24 protein-coding genes and 1 tRNA gene are annotated in these 22,168 nt (G+C 68.5%); 16 read left to right on the top strand and 9 right to left on the bottom strand.

What is annotated here, in order from left to right; all coding sequences use genetic code 11:
- Window positions 1-109 precede the first annotated feature (109 nt).
- The 5 genes from ABD210_RS00225 (at window position 110) to ABD210_RS00205 (ending at window position 3,183) form a co-directional block, all read left to right on the top strand.
- Entirely contained in the window at window positions 110-280 is a 171-nt protein-coding gene (locus ABD210_RS00225) for a hypothetical protein (RefSeq protein ID WP_344107219.1), read from the top strand.
- Window positions 281-443: 163 nt separating this feature from the next.
- A complete protein-coding gene (locus tag ABD210_RS00220) occupies window positions 444-944 on the top strand; it encodes a tRNA adenosine deaminase-associated protein (RefSeq protein ID WP_344107217.1) in 501 nt (166 codons plus the stop codon).
- Window positions 945-975: 31 nt separating this feature from the next.
- Window positions 976-1,410, top strand: a complete 435-nt coding sequence (locus tag ABD210_RS00215) for a nucleoside deaminase (protein ID WP_344107215.1) — start codon at window positions 976-978, stop codon at window positions 1,408-1,410.
- A gap of 13 nt (window positions 1,411-1,423) precedes the next feature.
- Window positions 1,424-1,514, top strand: a tRNA-Ser gene (locus ABD210_RS00210).
- Window positions 1,515-1,674: 160 nt separating this feature from the next.
- Window positions 1,675-3,183: a potassium/proton antiporter gene (locus ABD210_RS00205; RefSeq protein WP_344107213.1), complete on the top strand. Its 1,509-nt coding sequence runs from the start codon at window positions 1,675-1,677 to the stop codon at window positions 3,181-3,183.
- 6 nt (window positions 3,184-3,189) lie between these two features.
- Here the strand turns inward: ABD210_RS00205 and ABD210_RS00200 are convergent, their stop codons facing one another.
- Both ABD210_RS00200 and ABD210_RS00195 read right to left on the bottom strand, forming a co-directional pair.
- Entirely contained in the window at window positions 3,190-3,753 is a 564-nt protein-coding gene (locus tag ABD210_RS00200; protein WP_344107210.1) for a LytR C-terminal domain-containing protein, read from the bottom strand.
- 23 nt (window positions 3,754-3,776) lie between these two features.
- A complete protein-coding gene (locus ABD210_RS00195) occupies window positions 3,777-4,070 on the bottom strand; it encodes a type II toxin-antitoxin system VapB family antitoxin (RefSeq protein ID WP_344107208.1) in 294 nt (97 codons plus the stop codon).
- 216 nt (window positions 4,071-4,286) lie between these two features.
- Between ABD210_RS00195 and ABD210_RS00190 the strand changes: the two genes are divergently transcribed.
- The 5 genes from ABD210_RS00190 (at window position 4,287) to ABD210_RS00170 (ending at window position 8,233) form a co-directional block, all read left to right on the top strand.
- Window positions 4,287-4,481 (top strand): L,D-transpeptidase family protein, encoded by a 195-nt coding sequence (locus ABD210_RS00190; protein WP_344107927.1) that lies wholly within the window; start codon window positions 4,287-4,289, stop codon window positions 4,479-4,481.
- 125 nt (window positions 4,482-4,606) lie between these two features.
- Entirely contained in the window at window positions 4,607-6,142 is a 1,536-nt protein-coding gene (locus ABD210_RS00185; RefSeq protein ID WP_344107206.1) for a helicase HerA-like domain-containing protein, read from the top strand.
- A 181-nt stretch (window positions 6,143-6,323) separates the two neighbouring features.
- Window positions 6,324-7,655, top strand: coding sequence for a GGDEF domain-containing protein (locus ABD210_RS00180; RefSeq protein ID WP_344107204.1), 1,332 nt, complete (start codon window positions 6,324-6,326; stop codon window positions 7,653-7,655).
- Window positions 7,656-7,765: 110 nt separating this feature from the next.
- Window positions 7,766-8,071, top strand: coding sequence for a hypothetical protein (locus ABD210_RS00175; RefSeq protein ID WP_344107202.1), 306 nt, complete (start codon window positions 7,766-7,768; stop codon window positions 8,069-8,071).
- A 6-nt stretch (window positions 8,072-8,077) separates the two neighbouring features.
- A complete protein-coding gene (locus ABD210_RS00170) occupies window positions 8,078-8,233 on the top strand; it encodes a hypothetical protein (protein WP_344107200.1) in 156 nt (51 codons plus the stop codon).
- A 136-nt stretch (window positions 8,234-8,369) separates the two neighbouring features.
- Here ABD210_RS00170 and ABD210_RS00165 read toward each other — a convergent pair whose 3' ends face one another.
- Window positions 8,370-9,578, bottom strand: a complete 1,209-nt coding sequence (locus ABD210_RS00165) for a hypothetical protein (protein ID WP_344107198.1) — start codon at window positions 9,576-9,578, stop codon at window positions 8,370-8,372.
- A gap of 186 nt (window positions 9,579-9,764) precedes the next feature.
- Here ABD210_RS00165 and ABD210_RS00160 point away from each other — a divergent pair, with 186 nt between their 5' ends.
- Window positions 9,765-10,283 carry a SigE family RNA polymerase sigma factor gene (locus ABD210_RS00160; RefSeq protein ID WP_344107195.1) on the top strand — a complete coding sequence of 173 codons (519 nt, stop codon included), beginning with the start codon at window positions 9,765-9,767 and terminating at the stop codon, window positions 10,281-10,283.
- Window positions 10,280-11,275, top strand: a complete 996-nt coding sequence (locus tag ABD210_RS00155; RefSeq protein ID WP_344107193.1) for a hypothetical protein — start codon at window positions 10,280-10,282, stop codon at window positions 11,273-11,275. Before ABD210_RS00160 ends, ABD210_RS00155 begins: the two co-directional genes overlap by 4 nt.
- A gap of 10 nt (window positions 11,276-11,285) precedes the next feature.
- Here the strand turns inward: ABD210_RS00155 and ABD210_RS00150 are convergent, their stop codons facing one another.
- Complete coding sequence (locus ABD210_RS00150; protein WP_344107191.1) at window positions 11,286-11,792, bottom strand: DinB family protein; 507 nt, start codon at window positions 11,790-11,792, stop codon at window positions 11,286-11,288.
- Window positions 11,792-12,601 carry a helix-turn-helix domain-containing protein gene (locus ABD210_RS00145; RefSeq protein WP_344107189.1) on the bottom strand — a complete coding sequence of 270 codons (810 nt, stop codon included), beginning with the start codon at window positions 12,599-12,601 and terminating at the stop codon, window positions 11,792-11,794. The genes ABD210_RS00150 and ABD210_RS00145 overlap by 1 nt, the downstream gene beginning before the upstream one ends.
- 116 nt (window positions 12,602-12,717) lie before the next feature.
- Between ABD210_RS00145 and ABD210_RS00140 the strand changes: the two genes are divergently transcribed.
- The 3 genes from ABD210_RS00140 (at window position 12,718) to ABD210_RS00130 (ending at window position 15,288) form a co-directional block, all read left to right on the top strand.
- The gene (locus tag ABD210_RS00140) at window positions 12,718-13,086 is read left to right on the top strand and encodes a nuclear transport factor 2 family protein (protein WP_344107187.1); all 369 of its coding nucleotides are present in this window, start codon (window positions 12,718-12,720) and stop codon (window positions 13,084-13,086) included.
- A 179-nt stretch (window positions 13,087-13,265) separates the two neighbouring features.
- A complete protein-coding gene (locus tag ABD210_RS00135) occupies window positions 13,266-14,048 on the top strand; it encodes a methyltransferase domain-containing protein (protein ID WP_344107185.1) in 783 nt (260 codons plus the stop codon).
- Window positions 14,049-14,517: 469 nt separating this feature from the next.
- Entirely contained in the window at window positions 14,518-15,288 is a 771-nt protein-coding gene (locus ABD210_RS00130) for a hypothetical protein (protein ID WP_344107183.1), read from the top strand.
- A gap of 154 nt (window positions 15,289-15,442) precedes the next feature.
- Here ABD210_RS00130 and ABD210_RS00125 read toward each other — a convergent pair whose 3' ends face one another.
- Both ABD210_RS00125 and ABD210_RS00120 read right to left on the bottom strand, forming a co-directional pair.
- Window positions 15,443-15,757, bottom strand: a complete 315-nt coding sequence (locus ABD210_RS00125; RefSeq protein ID WP_344107181.1) for a hypothetical protein — start codon at window positions 15,755-15,757, stop codon at window positions 15,443-15,445.
- Window positions 15,754-15,951, bottom strand: coding sequence for a hypothetical protein (locus ABD210_RS00120; protein WP_344107179.1), 198 nt, complete (start codon window positions 15,949-15,951; stop codon window positions 15,754-15,756). Before ABD210_RS00120 ends, ABD210_RS00125 begins: the two co-directional genes overlap by 4 nt.
- Window positions 15,952-16,647: 696 nt before the next feature.
- Here ABD210_RS00120 and ABD210_RS00115 point away from each other — a divergent pair.
- On the top strand, window positions 16,648-17,424 hold the full coding sequence (locus tag ABD210_RS00115; RefSeq protein WP_344107177.1) for a GNAT family N-acetyltransferase: 777 nt from the start codon (window positions 16,648-16,650) through the stop codon (window positions 17,422-17,424).
- A 488-nt stretch (window positions 17,425-17,912) separates the two neighbouring features.
- Here the strand turns inward: ABD210_RS00115 and ABD210_RS00110 are convergent, their stop codons facing one another.
- Window positions 17,913-20,453 carry a Tex family protein gene (locus tag ABD210_RS00110; protein ID WP_344107175.1) on the bottom strand — a complete coding sequence of 847 codons (2,541 nt, stop codon included), beginning with the start codon at window positions 20,451-20,453 and terminating at the stop codon, window positions 17,913-17,915.
- Window positions 20,454-20,639: 186 nt separating this feature from the next.
- Window positions 20,640-22,130 carry a DHA2 family efflux MFS transporter permease subunit gene (locus ABD210_RS00105; RefSeq protein WP_344107173.1) on the bottom strand — a complete coding sequence of 497 codons (1,491 nt, stop codon included), beginning with the start codon at window positions 22,128-22,130 and terminating at the stop codon, window positions 20,640-20,642.
- Between the last annotated feature and the right edge of the window lie 38 nt (window positions 22,131-22,168).

Below are 22,168 nucleotides of genomic sequence, written 5' to 3'. Positions count from 1 at the left end.
CGCGGCCCGGGAACGCGGTCGCTGTTACGGTCGAAAGGCAGTCGATTGAGGTCAGCGCAGGCCCCCGCCCCAGGGCGCCCTTTCCGCCAACCGACGAGGACGTGCGCCCGTGACGGAGAACACCGCTAAGTCGCCAGAACAACTCGACCGACTGCGTCGCCGAGCCGCCTTCCTGCGCGAACTCGAGGAAGCCCGGGCCTTGCGCGACCGGATCGCGCCCCGCCGCGCGCGGGTCCGCCAGCTCCGCGAGGCAATGCGGCGGGCGACCTATCACCACTGACCTCCAAGGCGTGGAATCGCGCGGCCGTCTCGTAGTACGGAGAGTGAGCGGTGGTGTGCGACCGGAAGCGGCGGGTGGTCGAGCGGGAATCGGGGCGGCACCGATACCTCCTCGAAACCGCGAAGATCTCCCACGGGTTGCCGGAGTCTGCGACGATGAGCCCGTGTCTGATCCCACGGCTGGGCCGATGACGACCACCGAGCTCGACTTCGCGGTCGCGGCTTATACCGAGGACGAGGTCTGGCAGGTCACTCCGCTGGTGCTTCGCGGAGAGCCCGACCTGTCCGCCCTGGTATCGGCTTTGCGGCGCTATCCGGGCGAGGCCGGCGTGATCGGAATGGTCTCGGTGGACGAGGACTTCTTCATCCTGCTCCGCGTGATCGGCGGCCGGGCCCGGCTGCTGCTGTCCGACGTCACCGCCGCGACCGAGTGGCCGCTGGCCAAGCAGGTCCTCGATGAGCTGGACATCCCGCTCGCCGATGACGACGACGAGCAGGTCCCGGCCGGCGATCTCGCGATCATCGCGGACCTGGGTATGAGCGCGATGGACCTGGGCGCGCTGATCGACGACGTCGACCTCTACCCGGAGGAGATGCTCGAGGAGATCGCCGAGGCCCTCGGTTTCGGCAACCAGTTCCACGAGGCAGTCGAAGCCATTGGTTAGTCCGGTCGTTCAGCGCCAGTGGGCCTACTTGATGGGGCTCGCGCTGGAGGAGGGCGAGCAGGCCCGCGGCAGCGCCGACGTACCGATCGGCGCTGTGGTGGTGGACGCCGACGGCCAGGTGATCGGGCGCGGCCACAACGAGCGGGAGGCGACCGGCGACCCGACCGCGCACGCCGAGGTGCTCGCGATCCGTGAGGCGGCCAAGCAGGTCGGCGAGTGGCGGCTGACGGGCTGCACCTTGGTGGTCACGCTGGAGCCCTGCACGATGTGCGCGGGCGCGATCGTGCTGGCCCGGCTGGACCGGCTGGTGTTCGCCGCGTACGACGAGAAGGCGGGCGCGGTCGGCTCGCTCTGGGATGTCGTGAGGGACCGCAGACTGAACCATCGGCCCGAGGTCGTAGGCGGCGTGATGGCCGATGAGGCGGGCGCGAGGCTACGCGATTTCTTCACCGGGCACAGGTCTTGATAGCCTCTGCGGCGGTGGCGTGTCCGAGCGGCCGAAGGAGCGCGCCTCGAAAGCGCGTGAAGGGTATCCCCCTTCCGAGGGTTCAAATCCCTCCGCCACCGCCAACCATCTTCGGGTGGTAGTTACGCCGAGGACCCTGATGCTGTGTGATGCGTCAGGGTCCTCGCCCTTTCGGCGGCGCCTTTCCACCGCCTGGATGATTCGTTGGCCCGAGCATGGCTCCACTAAGCTGCAGGTCCCCAACCGTAAGGACAACCGACGGCTGTGGATGTCACCGAACTCGACCGGATCCTGCTTGTCGGCGCCGCAGTACTGCTGGTGGCGATCATCGCCGTGCGGTTGTCCGGCAGGCTCGGGCTCCCGTCGCTGCTGATCTACCTCGGCATGGGTCTGGCGCTGGGCGAGGCCGGCCTGGGGATCCGGTTCGACGACGCGGAGCTCGCGCACGCGCTCGGGTTCGCGGCGCTGGTGATCATCCTGACCGAGGGCGGTCTGACCACCCGGTGGAACGAGGTCCGCCCGGTGATGCCGCTCGGTGTGGTCCTGGCGACTGTGGGTGTCGCGGTCAGCGTGGGCGTCGTCGCCTGTGTCGCGCACTACATCCTCGGCCTCGACTGGCAGATCTCCGTCCTCCTCGGCGCTGTCACGTCTCCCACCGATGCCGCCGCCGTCTTCTCCGTACTGCGCCGCGTGCCGGTCCGGCCGCGGCTCCGCGGGGTCCTCGAGGCCGAGTCAGGTCTGAACGACGCCCCGACCGTGCTCCTGGTGACACTGGTCAGCACGGGCGACATCGGGGAGAGGGGCCTCGCCCATTTCGCCGGCTTGGTGGTCTACGAGCTGGTCGTGGGCGCGCTGTTCGGCCTGCTGGTCGGTTGGGCCAGCGTCGGCCTGCTCCGCCGGGTCGCCCTGGGCTCGGCCGGTCTCTACCCGCTCGCCATCATGTCCCTCGCAGTCATCTCGTACGCCGGGGGCACGGTCCTGCTGCACGTCTCGGGATTCGCCGCGGTCTATGTGACCAGCCTGGTGCTCGGGCGGGCCGAACTGCCGCACCGGATGGCGACCCGGTCCTTCGTCGACGGGTTCGCGTGGCTCGCCCAGATAGGGCTGTTCGTGATGCTCGGCCTGCTCGCCTCGCCCGGCCGGATCCGGCTGAACGACGTACTGCTCGCGCTGGTGATCGGGATCGCGGTGACCGTGGTCGGGCGGTTCGCAGCAGTGGCGATCTCTGCCACACCGTTCCGGGTGCCGTGGAACGAGCAGACGTTCATCGCGTGGGCGGGACTGCGGGGCGCCGTACCGATCGTGCTCGCCACGATCCCGCTGGCCAATCACGTCCCGGAGGCAACCCGGGTGTTCGACGTCGTGTTCGTCCTCGTGCTGCTGTTCACCCTCTTGCAGGGGCCGTCGCTGCCCTGGCTGGCCCGGAGGTTGAAGGTGCTCGACGACAACGCCTCGCACGAGGTGGACATCGACGTGGCGCCGCTGGAGTCACTCGGCGCGGACATGCTGCAGGTTCAGATTCCGAGCGAGTCCAGGTTGGCCGGCGTGGAGATCGGCGAGCTCCGGCTGCCGAACGGTGTCTCGGTGTCGCTGGTGATCCGGGAGAAGAGGGCGTTCGTGCCGCAGCGGCGTACCGTGCTGCGGGCCGGCGACGCGGTGCTGGTGGTCGCACCGAACGCCCTGCGCGAGCAGACCGTGCGACGACTACGAGCCGTCAGCCGGGCAGGACGCCTCGCCGGCTGGTTCGGCGAGCGAGGCCGTGAACAGCACTAGCCGGGATCAGTTCGGGTTCTGTCCCGAGGGGATCGGCTGGCTGGGGCGGATCGACGGGAGGCAGACGACACTGTCGGCGGGCACCCCGATCGAGGGGACCCCCTTGGTGTTCAACCGGTTGAAGCCACGGCCGAGCACGAGGTCGACGGTGTGGTCGGAACGGTTGTCGGCGACGGGGACAGCCTTCTGGTTCAGCTGGCCCGAAACCAGCTTCAGCTCGGGCGCATCGTTCGCCGCCCCGCGAACCGCGACGACGTCGACCTTGTCGCCCTTCGGTTCGTTGGCGATCTTGCCGATGTTGAAGCCACGCTTCTTGAGCTCGTCGGCGGTTTTCGCCGCCGTTCCGGCCTTCGCGCCGCCGTTGTAGACGTTGATCACGACCTGCTTGGGCACCAGCCGGTTGTTCGGCAGTTTCTGCTCGACGCAGTTCTGCTCGGCGCTGCTGTTGGTCAGCGAGTTCCAGCCCCACCAGATGCCGCCGAACAGGATCCCCAGCAGCACCACCATGGTGATGGGCGTCCGCCAGAAAAACCGCGAGTGTGGTCGCGGCTGCGGCTGGAGAGCGCTCATCTGTCAGTCCCCCGACTCATCGGCTAGTCCACGACCAATACCCGGGCGTGAAGAACTAAACGCTGTTGCAACGCGGCACGCAGGGCGCGGTGCAGCCCGTCCTCGAGGAACATCTCGCCCTTGTACTCGACCACGTGTGCGAACAGGTCGCCGTAGAAGGTGGAGTCCTCATCGAGCAGCGCGTTGAGGTCGAGGGTGCCCTTGGTCGTGACCAACTGGTCCAGCCGAACCTGCCTCGGCGGCAGCACGGACCAGTCCTTCGGCTTGTACCCGTGCTCCGGGTATGGCCGTTCCTCCCCCACGCGCTTGAAGATCACCCACCGAAGTCTAGCGACCGAAGAGGTCTCGCGAGAGGTCGGGAATGTCACCGGGAGAAGTCCGGAAGGGTGCTCAACCTTCGGACTTTCTCAGGCGTCTCACAGGGACAGGTCTATCCAGGGGTAAAGCGCAGATGAAAGCACTGGCCAGGTTGGGGGTGGGGGCGGCCGCTCTGGTCGTCATCAGCCAGAGCCAGAACTGGGTCTGGGTCATCGATTCGCGGAGCAAGGTGGTGCGGCAGGGAGGCATCATCGACAACCCGAGCTACCTCAAGCCGGGCACGTACACGTCCGGCTCTGCTGGGCACCAACTCGCGCGCCTCACACGGCTGCATCCGGGTCTCGAAGGCGATGTCCGACACCATCTGGGCCTTTGCCGCCAGCAGCACCAAGGTCATCGTGGTCCGCTGACGAGATCATCGAGGGGAACCACCTGACCGGCGTGGTTCCCCTCTCCCTCGCCCCTAAAGTCACCAGGTCCAACTAGCATGCCGAGCGCAGGGGAAGATCTTCGTCTTTCGAAAGGCATCGCTGATATGGCCGAGACAGCCGACGTCGTGGAGACGGTCAGGCAGGGGTACGCGTTCGAGGGGCCGGCGATCGAGCTGGGCGCGCTGCTGGTGGACGGGGAGCCGAAGCCCGACGCGGCGGTGCGGATCCCGCTGTCCATGGTGAACCGGCACGGGCTGGTCGCGGGTGCCACAGGTACCGGCAAGACGAAGACCCTGCAACTGATGGCCGAGCAGCTGTCCGCCGCCGGGGTCGCGGTTTTCGCCGCTGACATCAAGGGCGACCTGTCGGGCGTGTCCCAGCCTGGTCAGGAGAGCGAGAAGCTGCTCGCGCGGACCAAGACGATCGGCCAGGAGTGGACCGGTTCGGGCTTCCCGACCGAGTTCTACGCGCTCGGCGGCCAGGGCACCGGCATCCCGATCCGCGCCACCATCACCTCCTTCGGCCCGGTGCTGCTGTCGAAGGTGCTCGGCCTGAACGACGTCCAGGAGTCGTCGCTCGGCCTGATCTTCCACTACGCCGACAGCAACGGACTGACGCTGCTCGACCTGAAGGACCTCCGCGCCGTCATCACGCACCTGACCAGCGACGAGGGCAAGGCGGACCTGAAGGACCTGGGCGGCCTGTCCGCGGCGACCGCCGGCGTCATCCTCCGGTCGCTGATCGGGTTCGCGGACCAGGGCGCCGAGGCGTTCTTCGGCGAGCCCGAGTTCGACACCGCCGACCTGATGCAGCAGCGCGACGGCAAGGGGGTCGTGTCACTGCTGGAACTGCCGAACCTGCAGGACCGGCCGGCGCTGTTCTCGACCTTCCTGATGTGGCTGCTCGCGGACCTGTTCCACGACCTGCCCGAGGTCGGCGACGTGGACAAGCCGAAGTTGGTGTTCTTCTTCGACGAGGCGCACCTGCTGTTCGCGGACGCGTCGAAGGCGTTCCTGAACGCGATCGCGCAGACCGTCCGGCTGATCCGCTCCAAGGGCGTCGGCGTCTTCTTCGTCACCCAGACCCCGAAGGACGTGCCGGACGACGTGCTCGCCCAGCTCGGTTCGCGGGTCCAGCACCAACTGCGGGCGCACACCCCGAACGACGCGAAGGCGTTGAAGGCGACGGTGTCCACCTTCCCGACCTCGACGTACGACCTGGCGGAGGTGCTCACCCAGCTCGGCATCGGCGAGGCGATCGTAACGGTGATGAACGAGAAGGGCGCGCCGACCCCGGTCGCGTGGACCCGGCTCCGGGCGCCCCAGTCGTTGATGGCGCCCGCGACCGCGGAACAGCTGAGCGCCTCGGTGCAGGCGTCGCCGAACAACGCGAAGTACTCCGAGGTGGTCGACCGGGAATCGGCGTACGAGAAGCTGGCGGCCAAGGTGCAGGCCGGTGCGGAGCAGGCCGAGGCAGAGGCGAAGGCGGAGCCCGAGCCGAAGGCGGCGCCGCGGCCGCAGAAGCACGAGAAGTCGATGGTCGAGCAGGTCGTTGGTTCGTCGGCCTTCAAGCAGTTCGCCCGCTCGGCCGGCCGCGAGATCGTCCGGGGTCTGTTCGGAGCAGCCCGCCGCAAGCGCTGACCGCACGCCCCCGTACTGCGCTGTCGGTGGTTGCCCGCCGCCCGCAGCCGGGCGGGGCAGGTGGTTTCGATCGTCGATAGTTGATCAAACGGCTGACCCAGCAGCAGGTCTGACTATCGTTTCCAACTCGTCATCGTCGCGGATTGGGACGAAGCGCTCACTCGTCGTACCGTGAGGGGTGATGGTTGCGCAGAGTAGGCAAGCGGTACGGCAATGGGCGCTGTGGACCCTGACGGTCCCGGCGTTCGCTCTTGTCATGCTCGTCGACCTTTTCGCCATCGGCTACGGGATCAAGGCGTTCGCCGACCTGCCGTCCTTGCGTGGTGTCGACGTCGTCTTCGCGCTCACTGTCTCCGCGCTGATCGCGGTCGAGGGCGCCCGCCGGGTCGAGAGCCGTCGCCGCCGCGGTGGCCCGCTGCACAAGGACCTCGCGCCGGCCTGGATGATCGCGGCCGCGATCGTGCTGCACCCGGCGCTGGCCATCCTGGTCGCGGTCCTGCTGCGGATCTGGTGGCGGATCCGGGCCGGCAAGTGCATTCCCTACCGCTGGGCCTTCTCCACCGCCGTGCACGTGCTCGCGGTCGGCGCAGCGCATGCGGTCTTCATCTCCGCCCGCGGCATGACCGGCGACAACTCACTCGGCCTGGTTCTCTCGATGGCGGCCGCCGCGATTGCCTATCTCGCCACCGACACCTTGCTCTGCGGGCTGGCGATCTCGCTGATCGTGCCGGGCAGCGGCCGCCGGGACACCGTCGGCGACAAGGATGACCTGTGTGTCGACGCCACCGCAGCGACGCTCGGCTGCCTGCTGGCGGCGGCCACGCTGATCACGCCGTGGTTCGCCTTCGTGGCCATCCCGATCACCCTGACGGCTCAGCGCGCCCTGCTGCTCGGGCAGCTCGAATCCGAGGCACAGACCGATCCCAAGACGAGTCTGGGCCGGGTCGACTGGTGGCGCCGCCGGACCGAGGAGCTGGTGCGAGCCTCGCGGACCCAACGCGAGCCGATGGCCGTCCTGCTGATCGACATCGACCACTTCAAGCAGGTGAACGACAAGCACGGCCACCTGGTCGGTGACGAGGCGCTGCGCGCGGTCGCGACGATCCTGCGCAGCGCGATCCGGACCAAGGATGTGATCGGCAGGTTCGGTGGCGAGGAGTTCGTCATCGCCCTCCCGGACACCGACCTGCCCGACGCGACCGTCACCGCGGACCGCCTGCGCAGCGCCGTCGCCGCGAGCCCGCTCGCCGCCATGTGCGCCGGCGTACTCGACGATCCTGACCTCGACCCGGACACGTTCCAGCTGACCGTCTCGATCGGTGTCGCGGTCTACCCGTCCGACGGACAGACCGTGGACGACCTGCTGCAGCGCGCCGACCGGGCCATGTACGCCGCCAAGGCCGCCGGTCGCGACCGGGTCCGTCTGGCCGCGGACTGCCCGCCCGCTGTCCCGGCCCACCTGCAGCGGACCCTCTCCGTCGAACCGCCGGCGAACCACCTCCAGCACCGGTAGAACTTTTCCCAGCTTCGTCGCGTCTTTCGGCTCGGGAGACGTGACGACGCACATCCGGGTGCAGTTGCCAGGCGACCACGGATGAACCGAGGCCGGGGCGGAACGCGAAGGTGGTCGCGCGGTTCGACGGTGCGCCGGGGAGTGTGGTGGTCCTTGCTGATGGCAACTACTGGACCGGCTGCGACACGGCGTACGGCAGGCATGACGGGCAGGGGTCGCTGCGGAAGCCGGCGAAGATCCGTCAACCGGCCGCGTTCGATGCCGACACCTTCTTCGTTGCGAACAACCTCATCCCGGTGAACGGCAAGGAGTACGAGTACTACTGGGCCGCGGGGATACTGCCGGCCGGTGTCGCGAAGATCAGCTACACGTTCCCTGACGGCGTCTCCACGAATGCCGTTGTCCAGGGCAACTAGTGGGTGATGCACCACCAGGAGGCGACACCTTGGAAGGAAGGCGCTGACGCCGACCGCCCGCAGATCAAGGTGAAGTTGACCCGGGCGAACGGCTCGGTGCTCGACACCATCCCCCTCATCTGGGGCACCCAGACCTGCGCCCAGATCTGCCACGGCTGCTGATCCCCGACGCTGCGCTGATCCCCCGGTCGTTGCGCTGACCCCCCGGGTCGTTGCGTCCGAAGAAGCGCGGGTCCTGCCCCACGGTCCTTCGGACGCAAGCGATCCGCAAGCGATCAGCGAGCATGCCGGTCAGCCCTCAGCAGGCGGCGAAGCTGCCGGCGCTGATCCAGGCCTTGGAGACGTACATGCCGGGGTGGACGCGGAGCCACACGCTGGTGGTGCCCTGCGAGCCGCTGACGCTCTGGCCGGTGGTCTGGCACTCGACCGTCACCTGCGCCGACTTGCCCGCCATGCCGACGACCGCGCCGCTGGAGCTCGCGGCGTTGCGGAGGTTCAGGTAGCCCGACGTGATGGAGACTGTGCCGCGGCCGCCGGTACCCGTCCACAGGTACGTCGCGTCGACCCAGGCGTTGTTCGTCAGGCCCAGCGCGTCCCAGAAGACCCCGTCGGCGAGGTCGATCCCGGCCGGGTTGGCGACCGTCCGGCCGAACTCGTCCCTACCGCCGTTGTAGCCGTTCTGGTACGCCGCTTGCGCCTCCGGCTTGCCCTGCGGGAGGTCGGTCCACATCTGCCGGGTGGCACTCGGGTTCCAGTAGTCGTCCTTGGTGTTCCACGGACCGACGTCCCACACCGGCTCGAAGGCACACCGGCTGGCGGTGCACACCTTCACCGTGTAGTTGCCCGAGCCGTTGCTGGCCAGGCCTCGACGAGAAGGCAGCGCGACGAAGTGGTCCCGGCTGGCGATCACGTGGCCGTTGGCCGTCGTACCGCCGACCAGGCCTTCGCGCGTGGCGTAGACGGTGGACTTCAGCGGCGCGGCCTGGATCGTCATCCGGTTCGCGTCGACCTTGTTGGTGGGCAGGACGCTGACGTCGCTGGCCCAGGGGCTACCGCCCTGCGGCGGCGCGAGCAGGATGATCCTCAGCTGGACGAGATCGCCGGCCTCGGGCAGGGCCGTGGTGGAACCGGCCGCAGCCGGGGTCCATTCCGTCCACCTGTCTTTGACCAGGGCCCGGACGTCCACCTCGGCCGTGGAGCTGTCCGGCGTACCGGCCTTGTAATCCACGACGACGGCCGAGGTGGCGGCGTCGAAGCGGACCGGGGCCAGGTTGGCGATGCCGGAGCGCTGCCGGACCTCGACGGACCCCATCGTCGCGGCGGCGTCGCCGAGGATGATGCGGCTGCCGTCGACCTTGACGTTGGTGGAGCCCTCGACGGGCTGTGCCGCGACGTTCGTCACAGTTGGTGTGGCGGCGGAGCTGGGTAGGACCGAGGCCGCGAGTGGTGCGACGGCCAGGGCGGCGGCGACACAGAATGCCGCCTTTGATCTGAGGGTGATGCGCATGGGCGGAACCTCCGGGGCGGTGAAGGGACGCTACCGGGTGCAGCACCCGGCGCACCTAATGTGACAAACATTCGGTGCATCTGTATAGATCGTGAATAAATTTCTTCCAACTGTTTGGTGACGGGACAGAACCAGAGTGGTCACCCAGCGGGTTTGGACCGGTGTGACAGAGGCTGAGGAGATTCGATGACCCGGACCGCGGACGCCGATTTCGAGCGATTCGTGCAGGCCCAGTCGACCCCGTTGCTCCGCTTCGCGGAGATGTTGTGCGGGGATCGGCACACCGCCGAGGATCTCGTGCAACAAGCGTTGATGCGGTCGTACCCGAAGTGGCACCGGCTGGACGGTGATCCACTGCGCTACGTGCGGCGGGTGCTGGTGAACCGGTTCCTCACTTCGGCCCGCAGACGCTGGTCCAACGAGGTACCGAGCGACCCGGTCGACAACGACTGGGACCAGCGGTCCGTGGCGGACTTCGCCGGTGACGTGCAGACGCGGGAGGCCGTGCTCTCGGCGCTCGCCGGTCTGACCGTCCGGGAGCGTGCGGTGGTCGCGTTGCGGTATTCGCAGGATCTCTCCGAAGCCGAGACCGCCGAGCTCCTCGGCATGGCCGCCGGAACGGTGAAGAGCACCGCCTCCCGGGCCCTGGCCAAGCTGCGTCTGGCACCCGACCTGATCGACACCACTGTTGGAGGACATGCATGAGCGACGAGCAGCGGGTGCGCAGCGCGCTCGACTACGACCTGGAGCCCTTCCAGCCCGACCCGGCGTACCTGATGCGTCGCGGCCGTCGGCTGGCCTGGCTCCGCCGAGGACTGGCCGCGGCGGGCGTGACTGCCCTCGCCGGCACCGTCGCGACTGTGTCCGCCGCGGTCGGTGGACCAGCACCGGCCCCTGTCCGGAACCTGCTGGCCGGCAACGGCAAGCCGTCGGTTCCGGTCGCGGTCCCGTCGGTGGACCCGACCTGCCTGCCCAAGGTGCCGGGCAAGCCTGACCTGCCGGGCAAGCCGAAGGTCCCGGGCAAGGCCGAGGTGAGCATCAAGGTCGAGGGCAAGGTCGACGACGGCAAGGCCAGTGGCAAGGGCAAGGTGACGACGACCAAGCCGTCGCTGCCGTCGGCACCCACGACGAAGCCTTCGCTGCCGGGCAAGGCTGCTCTGCCGTCGGTTCCGACGACCAAGCCGTCCCTGCCGGCGAAGCCTTCGCTGCCGACGACGAAGCCGTCACTGCCCAGCAAGCCGAGCCTGCCGACCGCGAAGCCGTCGCTCCCGAGCAAGCCCACGCTGCCCTCGGTTCCGACGACCAAGCCCTCGCTGCCCAGCAAGCCGACGCTGCCGACCGCGAAGCCTTCGCTGCCTGGCAAGCCGAGCCTGCCGAAGCCTTCGGTGCCGGGTAAGCCGTCGCTCCCGGTCGCCGCGCCCAGCCTGCCGGCCAAGCCAGAGCTGCCGCCTTGCGTGAGCGAGAACCTGCCGGCCGTTCCGTCGGTGCCGACCGCCAAGCCGTCACTGCCGGGTAAGCCGGCGCTGCCGTCGGTGCCGACGGCCATGCCGTCGGTGCCGGGCAAGCCGGAGCTCCCGGGCAAGCCCGACGTGCCGACGACGAAGCCGTCACTGCCGACCGTTCCGACCACGAAGCCGAGCTGGCCGACCGCCAAGCCGAGCCTTCCGTCCATGCCCACGCTTCCCTCCCACCGGTAGGAATCCCCTCCTACTCGCCGGTGACGCCGTCGGCCAGCTCGCGGGCGATATCGAGCTGGCCGACGTGCCGGGCGTATTCCTGCAGGACATGAAACAGAATCCAGTTCAGCGTCGGCCCCTCCTCTCCGACGCCGAACCTCCCGCCGGCGGCGGCGCGGTTCCCGAGCTCACCGGTCTCTACGACTTGGCGGGACCGCTCGCCGCCGGCGCGCAACTCCTGGAGCAGGCCCTCGAGGGTATCGCCGTCCTCGAGGCGCCAGGGGCCGTCGTCGATTCCGCCGGAATCGCCCCACGGGTCGGGGAACGGTTCGCCCGCGAATCCCCAACGCAGCCAGCGGCGCTCCATGAAGACGAGGTGCTTCAGCAGCTCCAACGGTGTCCAGCCCGACGGCAGGCGGCTCGTCCGGAGCTCCTCCTCGCTCAGTCCGTCGAGCTTCCGCTCAAGCGTCCGGCGGTAGAAGTCCAGCCAGGCGAGATGCAGTTCGCGGGTGTCTCCGAGTTGGTCGTCGGGCAGCATCACAGTTCCCGCAGGTAGTCGGCCGTCGCCTCGTCGGCGGGAAAGAACTGCTCGATCATCAGCTCGGACACGGTCACGTCCAGCGGCGTGCCGAAGGTCGCGATCGTGGTCAGCAAGGACAGCTCGCGATCCCCCTGCCGGAGTCGCATCGGTACGACGACCTCCGCCGGGCCTGCGTGATCCGCCGCGCCGGCCCGACTCGGCTGGTCGCCTGAGGAGTAACCCAGCAGTTCGTCGTACAGGTCCTGCAGGTCGGGGTCCGCAGTACTGGCGACCTGGCGGTGCAGGCTGGTGAGCACATTCGCACGGACCTCGGCCAGGTTGCTGATCCGGCCGGCCAGGCCGTCGGGATGCAGTGTCAACCTCAGCGCGTTGATCGGTGCCTTGAGCAACTCCCGCGCGACATCCTCGGTGAACAAGGCGATTCCGGCGTTCGCCTCGACGATGTTCCACCAGCGATCTACCACGAGCGCGGGGTACGGCTCATGTGCCTCGAGGAGCCGGCGCAACGCCGCGCGGATGGCGAGCATGGCCGGCGAATGCAGCGAAGCCTCGCTGTAGATCGGTGCGTACCCGCCTGCGAGCAGCAGTTGGTTCCGGTCCCGCAGCGGTACGTCGAGGTGCTCGGCGAGGCGCAGCACCATCTCTCGGCTCGGCTTCGACCGGCCGGTCTCGACGAAGCTCACGTGCCGGGTGGAGACCTCGACCTGGTTGGCGAGGTCGAGCTGACTGAGGCGGCGCCGCTCGCGCCAGCCGCGCAGTAGCTCGCCGACCGGGCGCTGGAAGGTGTCCTCGACTGTCGCGGTCATGCCTCAGACCGTAACCGCTGAGGTGATCACCGCCATGACCTGTGACGTCATGGACCGCCTCCTGGGTGCGACGGCATGGTTCTGGTCATCACCCGATCCCGCTTCTGGAGGACACCATGACCAGCATTCCCGCCGCCCTCGCCGACCGCTACTTCGGGATGTGGAACACCGCCGACGCCGACGCCCGGGCCGCGATCATCGCCGAGACCTGGGTGGACGAGGGCTCCTTCGTCGACCCGAGCTTCGAGGTCAGCGGCCACGACGGCCTGTCCAAGATGGTCGAGACCGCGCACGACCTGTTCCCTGGCTACCGCTTCACCCGGACCGGCGACATCGACGAGCACCACAACCGCCTCCGCTGGACCTGGGAACTCGCGGCCGACGGCCAGCCCCCTGTTGCCGGCGGCACCGACGTGGTCACCCTCCACCCCAACGGCAAGATCATCGAGGTCATCGGCTTCCTGAACTTCGCGCCAGCCCACTGAAATCCCTCTTGCCCCTGCGCCGGCGGACCGCTTTCCGCCGGCGCAGAGCCGCGTTCGGAGGGCTGCTGCGGCCTGGCCCGGCCAAGAACCTCAGCTGGTAAGACAGCGTGTTGACTGACTCCCCTGACGGCCGTGTGCGGTCCATGATGGCTAGCACGAGTTGAGAAGGAGGGTTGGGAATGAGCAATTTGCAGTTCGATCCAGGGATGTCGCGGCAGATCGAGTCGGTCTACATGACACCTGACGTGATCGAGCAGCGCCGGGTGGTCCGGATCGCGCTGGCCTTGCGGCCGGGTGACCGGGTGCTCGATGTGGGCGTCGGGCCGGGGCTGCTGGCGGCCGAGATGGCCGACGAGGTCGGGCCTGAGGGGCGGGTCTGCGGGATCGACATCAGCGACAGCATGCTGGCGATCGCCGCGAGCCGCGCCGAGATCACCAGGGGTCCCACGATCGAGTTGGAGCCTGGTTCCGCCGAGAGGATCCCGCACGGCGCCGAGAGCTTCGACGTGGTGGTCTCGACCCAGGTCTTCGAGTACGTCGACGACGTGGCCGGTGCGCTCGACGAGGTCCGGCGGGTACTGCGCCCGGCCGGGCGGGTGGTGCTGCTGGACACCGACTGGGGTTCGATCGTCTGGCGGTCCAGCGACGACGAGCGGATGGCCCGGGTGCTGACCGCGTTCGAGGAACACCTCGAGGATCCGCATCTGCCGCGCACGCTCGGCGACTCGCTGGACAAGGCGGGCTTCACCGTCACGCACCTGCAAGTGGCCCCGATGCTGAATGCGGGCTTCGATCCCCGCACCTACAGCGCCGGGCTGATCGACATCGTGGCCGGCTTCGTGCCGGGTCGCGGCGGCATCACCGAAGAAGAGGCGCGGGCCTGGGCGGACGATCTCCGCGGCCTCGGCGACAGCTACTTCTTCAGCCTGAACCGCTACCTGTTTGTCGCCTCGGCCCTTTAGCCAACCGCGATGACAGAGGTCTAGTTGCCTGAAGATTCAACAGGCATACGGAGAGGCCAGGGGCGGGCGCACCGTGGGATACGCCCGCCACCGTCGGTCGTCCTCCCGCCCCTCAGTGGGAGAACTCGCGGCTCGGTGAGCGCCACCCATGCCCGAATGGGGCCGACTGAACCGCGGGACACCTAACTCGTACCCCACGTCCACCCGCTCGAACCCGGGTTGGGCAGAAAACTTGACGGTCCTCGTACCTGCGGCCGCGCGAAAGGACGTGGACCGATGACCTCGGGTCCACCTACGCTGGGCTGCGGTTCCGTGGCCGGGGGTGGCCGCGGACGATGGCTGGGGGAGGGGTGGAGTATGTCGGACGTGGTCGATGAGATCCACGAGGACGAACTGACCGAGGATGAGTTGGACGAACTGGAAGCGCTCGGTGCCGCGGAGGACGCGGAGCGGATCCTCGGAGAGATAGATGCCTGAGGCAAGGATTACCTGGCGGGGCTTCCAGCTGAACAAACGGACCGTCGCGATGGTGCAGGTCGCGGAGAAGCTGGCCAAGTTCCAGTTCACGATCATGCAGGGGTCGTACAACAAGGGCGGCGTGGCGGCATCGGCCGGCACCCACGACGGTGGGGGCGCGATCGATGTGGCCGTCGCCGATCTCAGCCCGGCGCAGCGGAAGGCCGTAGTACTGGCGTTGCGGCAGGTGGGGTTCGCGGCCTGGCAGCGGACGCCGTCGCAGGGGCGGTGGCCGTTCCACATCCATGCGATCGCGGTCGGGGACAAGGATCTGTCCCGAGGCGCGGCCCATCAGGCCCTGGAGTACAGGCGGTGCAAGAACGGCTTGGCCAACCGTGGCAAGGATGACGGGCCGCCCGGGTATTACGGGATGACCTGGGAGCTGTGCCAGAAGGTCCACCCGAACCTGACGGCCGGCCCGCAGCCGCCACCGCCGCCGAACGCGACGATCTCGCTGGGGGCGATGGAGTACGCCCGCACCCACGACTCGATGAGCGGCGTCTGGGGAGCCGACCGGGCCCAGGTGCTGGCCTGGGCGGCGCATCCGAAGGTCGCGGCGATCAGCAAGGCCGAGACGAGACCACCCGCCGGCGTGGCGTGGCACGTCCACTTCCAGCAGATGACCAAGAAGATCCAGCTCAAGTTCAAGCTGCCGGCGACGGGCGTCTTCAATGCGAGCACCGCCGCGGTCATGAAGCGCTACGGCTACACGATCATCGCCTGAGCTCTGCCATTGACAAGCGACAAAGCCCCACCGGTAGCAGCCGGTGGGGCTTTGGTTGGTCCACTACCGCCCGGCAGTCCGGTGCAGCTGTGGAGGTGGAGAGCGGAACCGACGCCGATGCAGGGGTCAAGACGTCAGCTCCGCTTGTCTGGGGTTATCTCGAGTCGACCGCCCACACGTGGGCCTGGTGGAACTCGAGGTGCTGCTGCATCGCCACCGGCGTCCCGACCGCACCGAGGTGCTGCATCGTCGGCACTACGACGGCTCGGACGTCCGTCCGCTTCGCCTCGTCCAGCAGTGCGTGGAACGCGGCCGACTCGGCGGCGTCGCGCTCGGTGTAGACGGTGCCGAGCGTGAATCCCTCCGCGCTGGCGAAAAGGGCCAGCGAGTCGGTCGCGGCGGCCAGTTCTTCGGCGCAGCTCAACGCGTCGGCCCGGACGTAGCCGAGCAGCGTCGGGCGGGTGGTCATCGGGATCGTTCCGGGGCGGTCGCGCTCACCAGCACCGGCTCGCTGGTCACCCGCAGGGAAGCGAACCGGCGGCGCATTGCTTCTTCGTACTGCGCGGCCTGGTCGGCGATGGCGGTGTGATCCGCGATCGGGTGGGCGCCGAACCAGACGCGCACACGGCGGTGCGGAGCGGAGGTCTCGAACGACTCGGTCATCAGCGGTCCTTCAACTCTCTCGGGCGCTGTCCAGGGGAGCGAGCACATCGCGATTCCAGCGGTGAGGAAGCCGGTGATCGGGATCCGCGTGCTCGCGGACATAAGGAAAGAACACCGCAAAAAGGCAGGGCCCGGAATAGACTGGCAAGGACCTTTACAGAGGCCTTACGCTCCTCCGGTGACAACGTGAAACCGCTGGTCAGAGCGCCTGGGACCGGTTCCGGGCCTGGCTGTTCTTTAAGCCTGTCAAGAATGTTTGCACGGATTTGCCAATAACGATTCGAGCATCACCTTTCGACCATGATGAAAAGTCGCACTTCCTCGTAACCGTTGGCGTCTAACCGGACACAGAGCGATTCAAGCGGGCCTGTGCAGGGGTTCCGCGGAGCCTCCGCCTGCTGACACTCCGTGGCACCGGCGCGACTTCGCGTTCGAGCTCGCCGACGGCCACCTGCTCACCGTGTCCGGTCCTTCTGGCGGGTGAGCGCCTCCGGATCCCCGGTACTGCGAGCAGCGTGATCCTCCTCGCCCACTGATCACCTGCCCCTCCTCGCGACCGATCTCCTGCGTCCGATGTCCCCCGCCGACTGACCGCCCGCGTGGAAGTCCCTGCTGACCTATTCCCCCGCCCACGGACCGCGCAGTGTGGCGGAATTGGGGGCGGCGCTGGTCGCGGGCGCGGGCTAGGGTCGGAGAGTGGAGATTGCTGCGCGGATCGCGTCCGCTCAATTGCAAGGACTAAGTCGATCTCGGCGGCAGATCGTCGCCGGGCCGTTGGTTGGGCTGCTCAGCGACAGCGACCTCTGGTACTTGTCGGTCGCGGTAGCTGCCGAACCGGGTGCCAAGTTCGATCCCGAAGAGGTGCCGTGGGCGCTGGAGACCATCCGTAAGGCCTTCGCCGCAGAGGGCCGTTGGTTGAGCGCAGAGCTGATCGAGGAGGCGAACCCGGGACTGGCCGACGCGCTGGCCGCCAACGGGATGACCATCGTGTCCCGCCCGCCGCTGCTCGTGGTCGAGCCCAGCGATCTGGTGCTGCCTGAGTTCCCCGCAGGGGTTACCGCCTCGGTGGTGACCTCTGCCGACGAGAAGGCCGAGGCGAACGCCGTCGCGGCCGACGCGTACGAGATGGACGGCATGGGCAGTGCGTTCCAGCCCGAACCATCGAACGGAGCGAGCGTGCTCGTGCGGTTGGACGGCGTACCGGTGGCGACCGCTGCCTGGACCGCTGTCGCCGACGGCGTGACCGAGGTGGCCGGTGTCGGCACGGTGCATTCGCATCGCCGGCGTGGATTCGGTGCGGTCGCGACCGCCTTCGCCACTCAGCAAGCGTTCGAGCTCGGCGGTGCGACGCTTGCCTGGCTGACGCCTGGCGATGATGGTGCAGACCGCGTCTACCGCCGGCTCGGATACGCACCCAAGGCAACCGCCGTGCACCTGGGTGAGCCGGGCGGCAATCTGGCAGACCTGCGCTAGTCCGCTCGTTGTCAGGGGCAACATGCTGGTGCGTGACCAACGTAGTCGTCGAACCCCGCGGCCTGACCTACGCGTGACGACTTGAGCTACCTCTGGCCAGCACGCCGGACCGCCAACACTCACCAACCCACCAAATCCCACCCGCAGCCCCGACTCCCACGCTCAGCGCCCCACCCGCCGGGCTGCTTAGTAAGTGTTGGCGGTCCGGGCTGGACGGCCCCGCAGCGATGCGCCTCCGTCAACGCGCGCAAAACCGGAGGCGAAGAGCCGTCTGCCTGCTGTTCACCGACGGTGGCGTCGGCTCGAAGGTGGAAGTCGTCGAGTGCCAGTCACCCGCGCGCCGCTACCTGGAGGATGCACAGGAGTTGCTCCGGGACGGGGCGGAACGACACAACCGACCGGCAACCTGGAGTGGTTGCCGGCCGGTGATGCCGTGCGGCGTGGTGCCGTGCGTCGCGGTGCGGTGCGGGTGCGGTGCGTGGTGATGCTCAGCGGACGGTGAAGCCTGCTTTGCGGAAAGCCTCGGCCAGGGAACCCTCGTCCATGGGGGTTTCGGTTTTGTTGCCGCCCTGCGAGTTGCCTGCGCCGCGACCGCCGCCGCGGTTCTGACCGCCCTGACCGCCAGGTCCACGCCCTTGACCGGCGGGTCCACGACCCTGGCCCGACCCGCGACCCTGCCCACCACCCTGACCCCCGCCGCCACCGGCACCGCCGGAACCGGAACCGCCACCACGACCTTGGCCGCCGCCGGGCCCGCGACCCTGGCCGCCACCGCCGCCAGGTCCGCGGCCTTCGCCGGCGCGGGCCGATCGGCCTTCGCCGGGGCGGCCGCCGGAGGTCGATGCGCCGATCTCGTCGTCCAGGCGAAGGGTGAGGGAGATGCGCTGGCGGGGGATGTCGACCTCGAGGACCTTGACCTTGACGATGTCGCCTGGCTTGACCACCTCGCGGGGGTCCTTGACGAAGTTCTTCGACAGGGCCGACACGTGCGCGAGTCCATCCTGGTGGACCCCGATGTCGATGAACGCGCCGAACGCCGCGACATTGGTGACCTGACCCTCCAGCCGCATCCCGGGCTTGAGGTCGGCGATCTTGTCGACGCCCTCGGCGAAGGTCGCGGTCTTGAAGGCCGGCCGCGGGTCGCGCCCCGGCTTCTCCAGTTCTGCCAGGATGTCCGTCACCGTTGGCAGACCGAACATGTCGTCCACGAAGTCGGCCGCCTTCAGCGACCTCAATGCCGACGAGCCGATGAGTGACTTCAGGTCCTGACTGGTCGCGTCCAGGATCCGCCGCACCACCGGATACGCCTCCGGGTGCACGCTCGACGAGTCCAGCGGGTCGGCCCCGTCCGGGATCCGCAGGAACCCGGCCGCCTGCTCGAACGCCTTCGGGCCGAGTCGCGGCACCTCCTTCAGAGCAGTGCGCGACTTGAACGGACCGTTCTGGTCGCGGTGCTGCACGATGTTGTCCGCGAGGCCGGGCGTGATGCCGGAGACCCGGGTCAGCAGCGGCGCCGACGCGGTGTTGAGGTCAACGCCGACCGCGTTCACACAGTCCTCGACCACCGCGTCGAGAGAGCGGGACAGCGAGTTCTCCGGCAGGTCGTGTTGGTACTGCCCGACGCCGATCGACTTCGGGTCGATCTTCACCAGCTCGGCCAGCGGGTCCTGCAGCCGCCGCGCGATCGAGACCGCGCCGCGCAGCGAGACGTCCATGCCCGGCAACTCCTGCGACGCGAAGGCAGAAGCCGAGTAGACCGACGCGCCCGCCTCGGACACCACGGCCTTCGTCAACGAAAGCTCAGGGTGCTTCGCGATCAGCTCGGCCGCCAGCTTGTCCGTCTCACGGGAAGCCGTTCCGTTGCCGATAGCAATCAAATCGACCTGGTGGGCAGCAGCCAGTTGAGCCAGCTGAGCGATTGACTTGTCCCACTGGTTCTGCGGCACGTGCGGGTAGATCACACCCGTCGCGACAACCTTGCCGGTCGCATCCACGACCGCGACCTTGACGCCCGTCCGGAAGCCCGGGTCGAGCCCCATCGTGGCGCGCGTGCCCGCGGGCGCCGCGAGCAGCAGGTCGCGGAGGTTGGCCGCGAAGACGCGAACCGCCTCGTCCTCGGCGCTCTGCCGCAACCGCATCCGCAGGTCGATGCCCAGGTGCACCAGGATCTTCGTCCGCCAGGCCCAGCGGACCGTGTCCACCAGCCACTGGTCGGCCGGACGGCCCTTGTTCTCCACGCCGACCTTGCGCGCGATGGTCGCCTCGTACTCCGTCGCTCCCTCGGCAGGCTCCTCGCCGGCCGGTGCAGGCTCGACAGTGAGGGACAGCACGTCCTCCTTCTCACCGCGGAACATCGCCAGGATCCGGTGCGACGGCATCTTCGTGAACGGCTCGTCGAAGTCGAAGTAGTCCGAGAACTTCGCGCCCTCGGTCTCCTTGCCCTCGCGCACCGTCGAGGCCAGCCGGCCCCGGGTCCACAGCCGCTCTCGCAGTTCACCGATGAGGTCGGCGTCCTCGGCGAAGCGCTCCACCAGGATCGCCCGTGCGCCGTCCAGGGCGGCCTGCCCGTCGGCGACGCCGGCCTCGGGGTTCACGAACACCGCCGCCGCGGCCTGCGGTGGGACCGTCGGGTCGGACAGCAGCCCGTCCGCCAGCGGCTCCAGCCCGGCCTCGCGGGCGATCATCGCCTTGGTCCGGCGCTTCGGCTTGAACGGCAGGTAGATGTCCTCGAGCCGGGACTTCGTCTCCGCCTCGAGAATGGCGGCCTTCAGCGCGTCGTCCAGCTTGCCCTGGCTCTCGATCGACTCGAGCACGGTCTGGCGGCGTTCCTCCAGCTCACGCAGGTAGCGGAGCCGCTCCTCGAGCGTGCGCAGCTGCGCATCGTCGAGCTCGCCGGTGACCTCTTTGCGGTACCGCGCGATGAACGGAACCGTCGAGCCCTCGTCCAGCAGGCCGACGGCGGCCCGGACCTGTCCCGCACCGACTTCCAGCTCGTCGGCGATCTTCTGCTCGATCGACTGCAAAACCACTCTCCCGTGTCCCCTCTACGTCCAGCTGACAGACGAGGATTCTGCCGCAGCCCCCGTCACGACCCTCATCCTTCCCTATCCACCGGACAGTTCACGACCACCGCCCCCGATCTGTGGACAACCACCCCCAGACGCACGTACTGCGGGACCCCCCGAGCCCGGGAAGTCCCGCAGTACGAGTGCAGGTCAGGCGGCGTCGGCCACCAGCTCCTCGTCATCCACCAAGGCGACCTCGACCGAACGGGTCGGCCGCATCAGCGTGCAGGCGATCACTACGGAGGCCGCGACGATCACCGCGGCGATCGCGAAGCTGAGGTGGAAACCACCGGTCAGTGCGTCGAGAGCGGGCTTGCCGGCGGCGGCCAGGGTCTCCGTGCGAGTTGCCGACAGCGTGGCCAGGACAGCCAGGCCGAGCGCGGCGCCGACCTCGCCCATCGTCCCGATCAGTCCGGAAGCCAGACCGGCGTCCTCGGGCTTCACGTCGGCCATCGACAGGCCCATCAGCGCCGGGAAGCAGATGCCGCCACCCAGTCCGAGCAGAACCAGCACCGGCAGCACGTGGATGAAGTAGTTGCCATCGACCGGAGCCTGGGTGAACAGCGCCAACCCGACCACGATCAGTGCCAGCCCGCCGATCAGCGGACGACGCGGACCGAACCGCATCACCAGCTTCTCGGAGTACCGCACCGACAGCAGGCCCATCACGACTGTGGTGGGCAGGAACGCCAGCCCGATCTCGAGCGCGTCGTACCCGAGCACCCGCTGCAGGTAGAGCGAACCGAGGAAGAAGACGCCGAACATGCCCGAGGCGGACAGCGCCTGGATCAGGTTCGCGCCGGTCAGGTTGCGGGACTTGAAGATCCGCAGCGGCACCAGCGGGTTCGCGGCGGTCGCCTCGCGGACGATGAAGCAGGCCAGCAGGGTCAGGGTCAGCAGACCGAGGGCGATCGTTCGCGGCGCGGTCCAGCCGAGCTCGGCGGCCGGCTTCACGATGGTGAACACCCCCAGCATCAGCGCGGCGGTGATCAGGACGGCGCCCGGGACGTCGGTACCGCGGCCCATCCCGATGCCCTTGTCCTTCTCGATCAGCCGGACGGCCAGTACTGCGGTGAGCACGCCGATCGGCAGGTTCACGAAGAAGATCCAGTGCCAGTTGATCGCCTGGGTCAGCACGCCACCGGCGAGCAGGCCGATCGACCCACCGGCGGAGGCGACGAAGGCGTAGACGCCGATCGCCTTCGCCTGCTCCCGCGGCTCGGGGAACAGCGTCACGATCATGCCGAGGATCACCGCGGAGGTCAGCGCGCCACCGACACCCTGGATGAAGCGGGCCGCGACCAGCACCTCCTGCGACTCGGCCAGGCCGCAGAGCACGGAGGCGACGGTGAAGACGACGAGTCCGGCGACGAAGATCGTCCGTCGGCCGAGCAGATCGCCGAGCCGGCCGGCCAGCAACAGCAGCCCGCCGAAGGCGATCAGGTACGCGTTCACCACCCACGCGAGGCTGGAGCTGGTGAAGCCGAGATCGTCCTGGATGGCCGGCAGGGCCACGTTCACCACGGTCACGTCGAGAACGATCATCAACATGCCGGCGCAGAGGACGTAGAGGGCCAGCCAGCGCGAGCGGCCGCCCTGCGCGGCCGGCGTCGTCGCCAGGGTTTCGGTCGTCGCGTACATCGGGGTTCTCCTTCTGGTCCGGTAGGGCCTTTCACCTA

Origin of the sequence: Kribbella alba (assembly GCF_039529635.1) — a bacterium.
Lineage (GTDB): Bacteria > Actinomycetota > Actinomycetes > Propionibacteriales > Kribbellaceae > Kribbella > Kribbella alba.
The sequence above is the reverse complement of the archived record's forward strand: the minus strand, read 5'-3'. Positions and strand labels throughout refer to the sequence as shown.

What these genes read in the sequence shown, in the direction of transcription:
- ABD210_RS00165 (WP_344107198.1), bottom strand. Translation starts at nt 9,578, where the DNA reads ATGCGCATCACCCTCAGATCAAAGGCGGCATTCTGTGTCGCCGCCGCC.
- ABD210_RS00145 (WP_344107189.1), bottom strand. Translation starts at nt 12,601, where the DNA reads ATGACCGCGACAGTCGAGGACACCTTCCAGCGCCCGGTCGGCGAGCTA.
- ABD210_RS00125 (WP_344107181.1), bottom strand. Translation starts at nt 15,757, where the DNA reads ATGACCACCCGCCCGACGCTGCTCGGCTACGTCCGGGCCGACGCGTTG.
- ABD210_RS00150 (WP_344107191.1), bottom strand. Translation starts at nt 11,792, where the DNA reads ATGCTGCCCGACGACCAACTCGGAGACACCCGCGAACTGCATCTCGCC.
- ABD210_RS00120 (WP_344107179.1), bottom strand. Translation starts at nt 15,951, where the DNA reads ATGACCGAGTCGTTCGAGACCTCCGCTCCGCACCGCCGTGTGCGCGTC.
- ABD210_RS00135 (WP_344107185.1), top strand. Translation starts at nt 13,266, where the DNA reads ATGAGCAATTTGCAGTTCGATCCAGGGATGTCGCGGCAGATCGAGTCG.
- ABD210_RS00170 (WP_344107200.1), top strand. Translation starts at nt 8,078, where the DNA reads ATGCACCACCAGGAGGCGACACCTTGGAAGGAAGGCGCTGACGCCGAC.
- ABD210_RS00155 (WP_344107193.1), top strand. Translation starts at nt 10,280, where the DNA reads ATGAGCGACGAGCAGCGGGTGCGCAGCGCGCTCGACTACGACCTGGAG.
- ABD210_RS00215 (WP_344107215.1), top strand. Translation starts at nt 976, where the DNA reads ATGGGGCTCGCGCTGGAGGAGGGCGAGCAGGCCCGCGGCAGCGCCGAC.
- ABD210_RS00200 (WP_344107210.1), bottom strand. Translation starts at nt 3,753, where the DNA reads ATGAGCGCTCTCCAGCCGCAGCCGCGACCACACTCGCGGTTTTTCTGG.
- ABD210_RS00130 (WP_344107183.1), top strand. Translation starts at nt 14,518, where the DNA reads ATGCCTGAGGCAAGGATTACCTGGCGGGGCTTCCAGCTGAACAAACGG.
- ABD210_RS00160 (WP_344107195.1), top strand. Translation starts at nt 9,765, where the DNA reads ATGACCCGGACCGCGGACGCCGATTTCGAGCGATTCGTGCAGGCCCAG.
- ABD210_RS00185 (WP_344107206.1), top strand. Translation starts at nt 4,607, where the DNA reads ATGGCCGAGACAGCCGACGTCGTGGAGACGGTCAGGCAGGGGTACGCG.
- ABD210_RS00180 (WP_344107204.1), top strand. Translation starts at nt 6,324, where the DNA reads ATGGTTGCGCAGAGTAGGCAAGCGGTACGGCAATGGGCGCTGTGGACC.
- ABD210_RS00140 (WP_344107187.1), top strand. Translation starts at nt 12,718, where the DNA reads ATGACCAGCATTCCCGCCGCCCTCGCCGACCGCTACTTCGGGATGTGG.
- ABD210_RS00105 (WP_344107173.1), bottom strand. Translation starts at nt 22,130, where the DNA reads ATGTACGCGACGACCGAAACCCTGGCGACGACGCCGGCCGCGCAGGGC.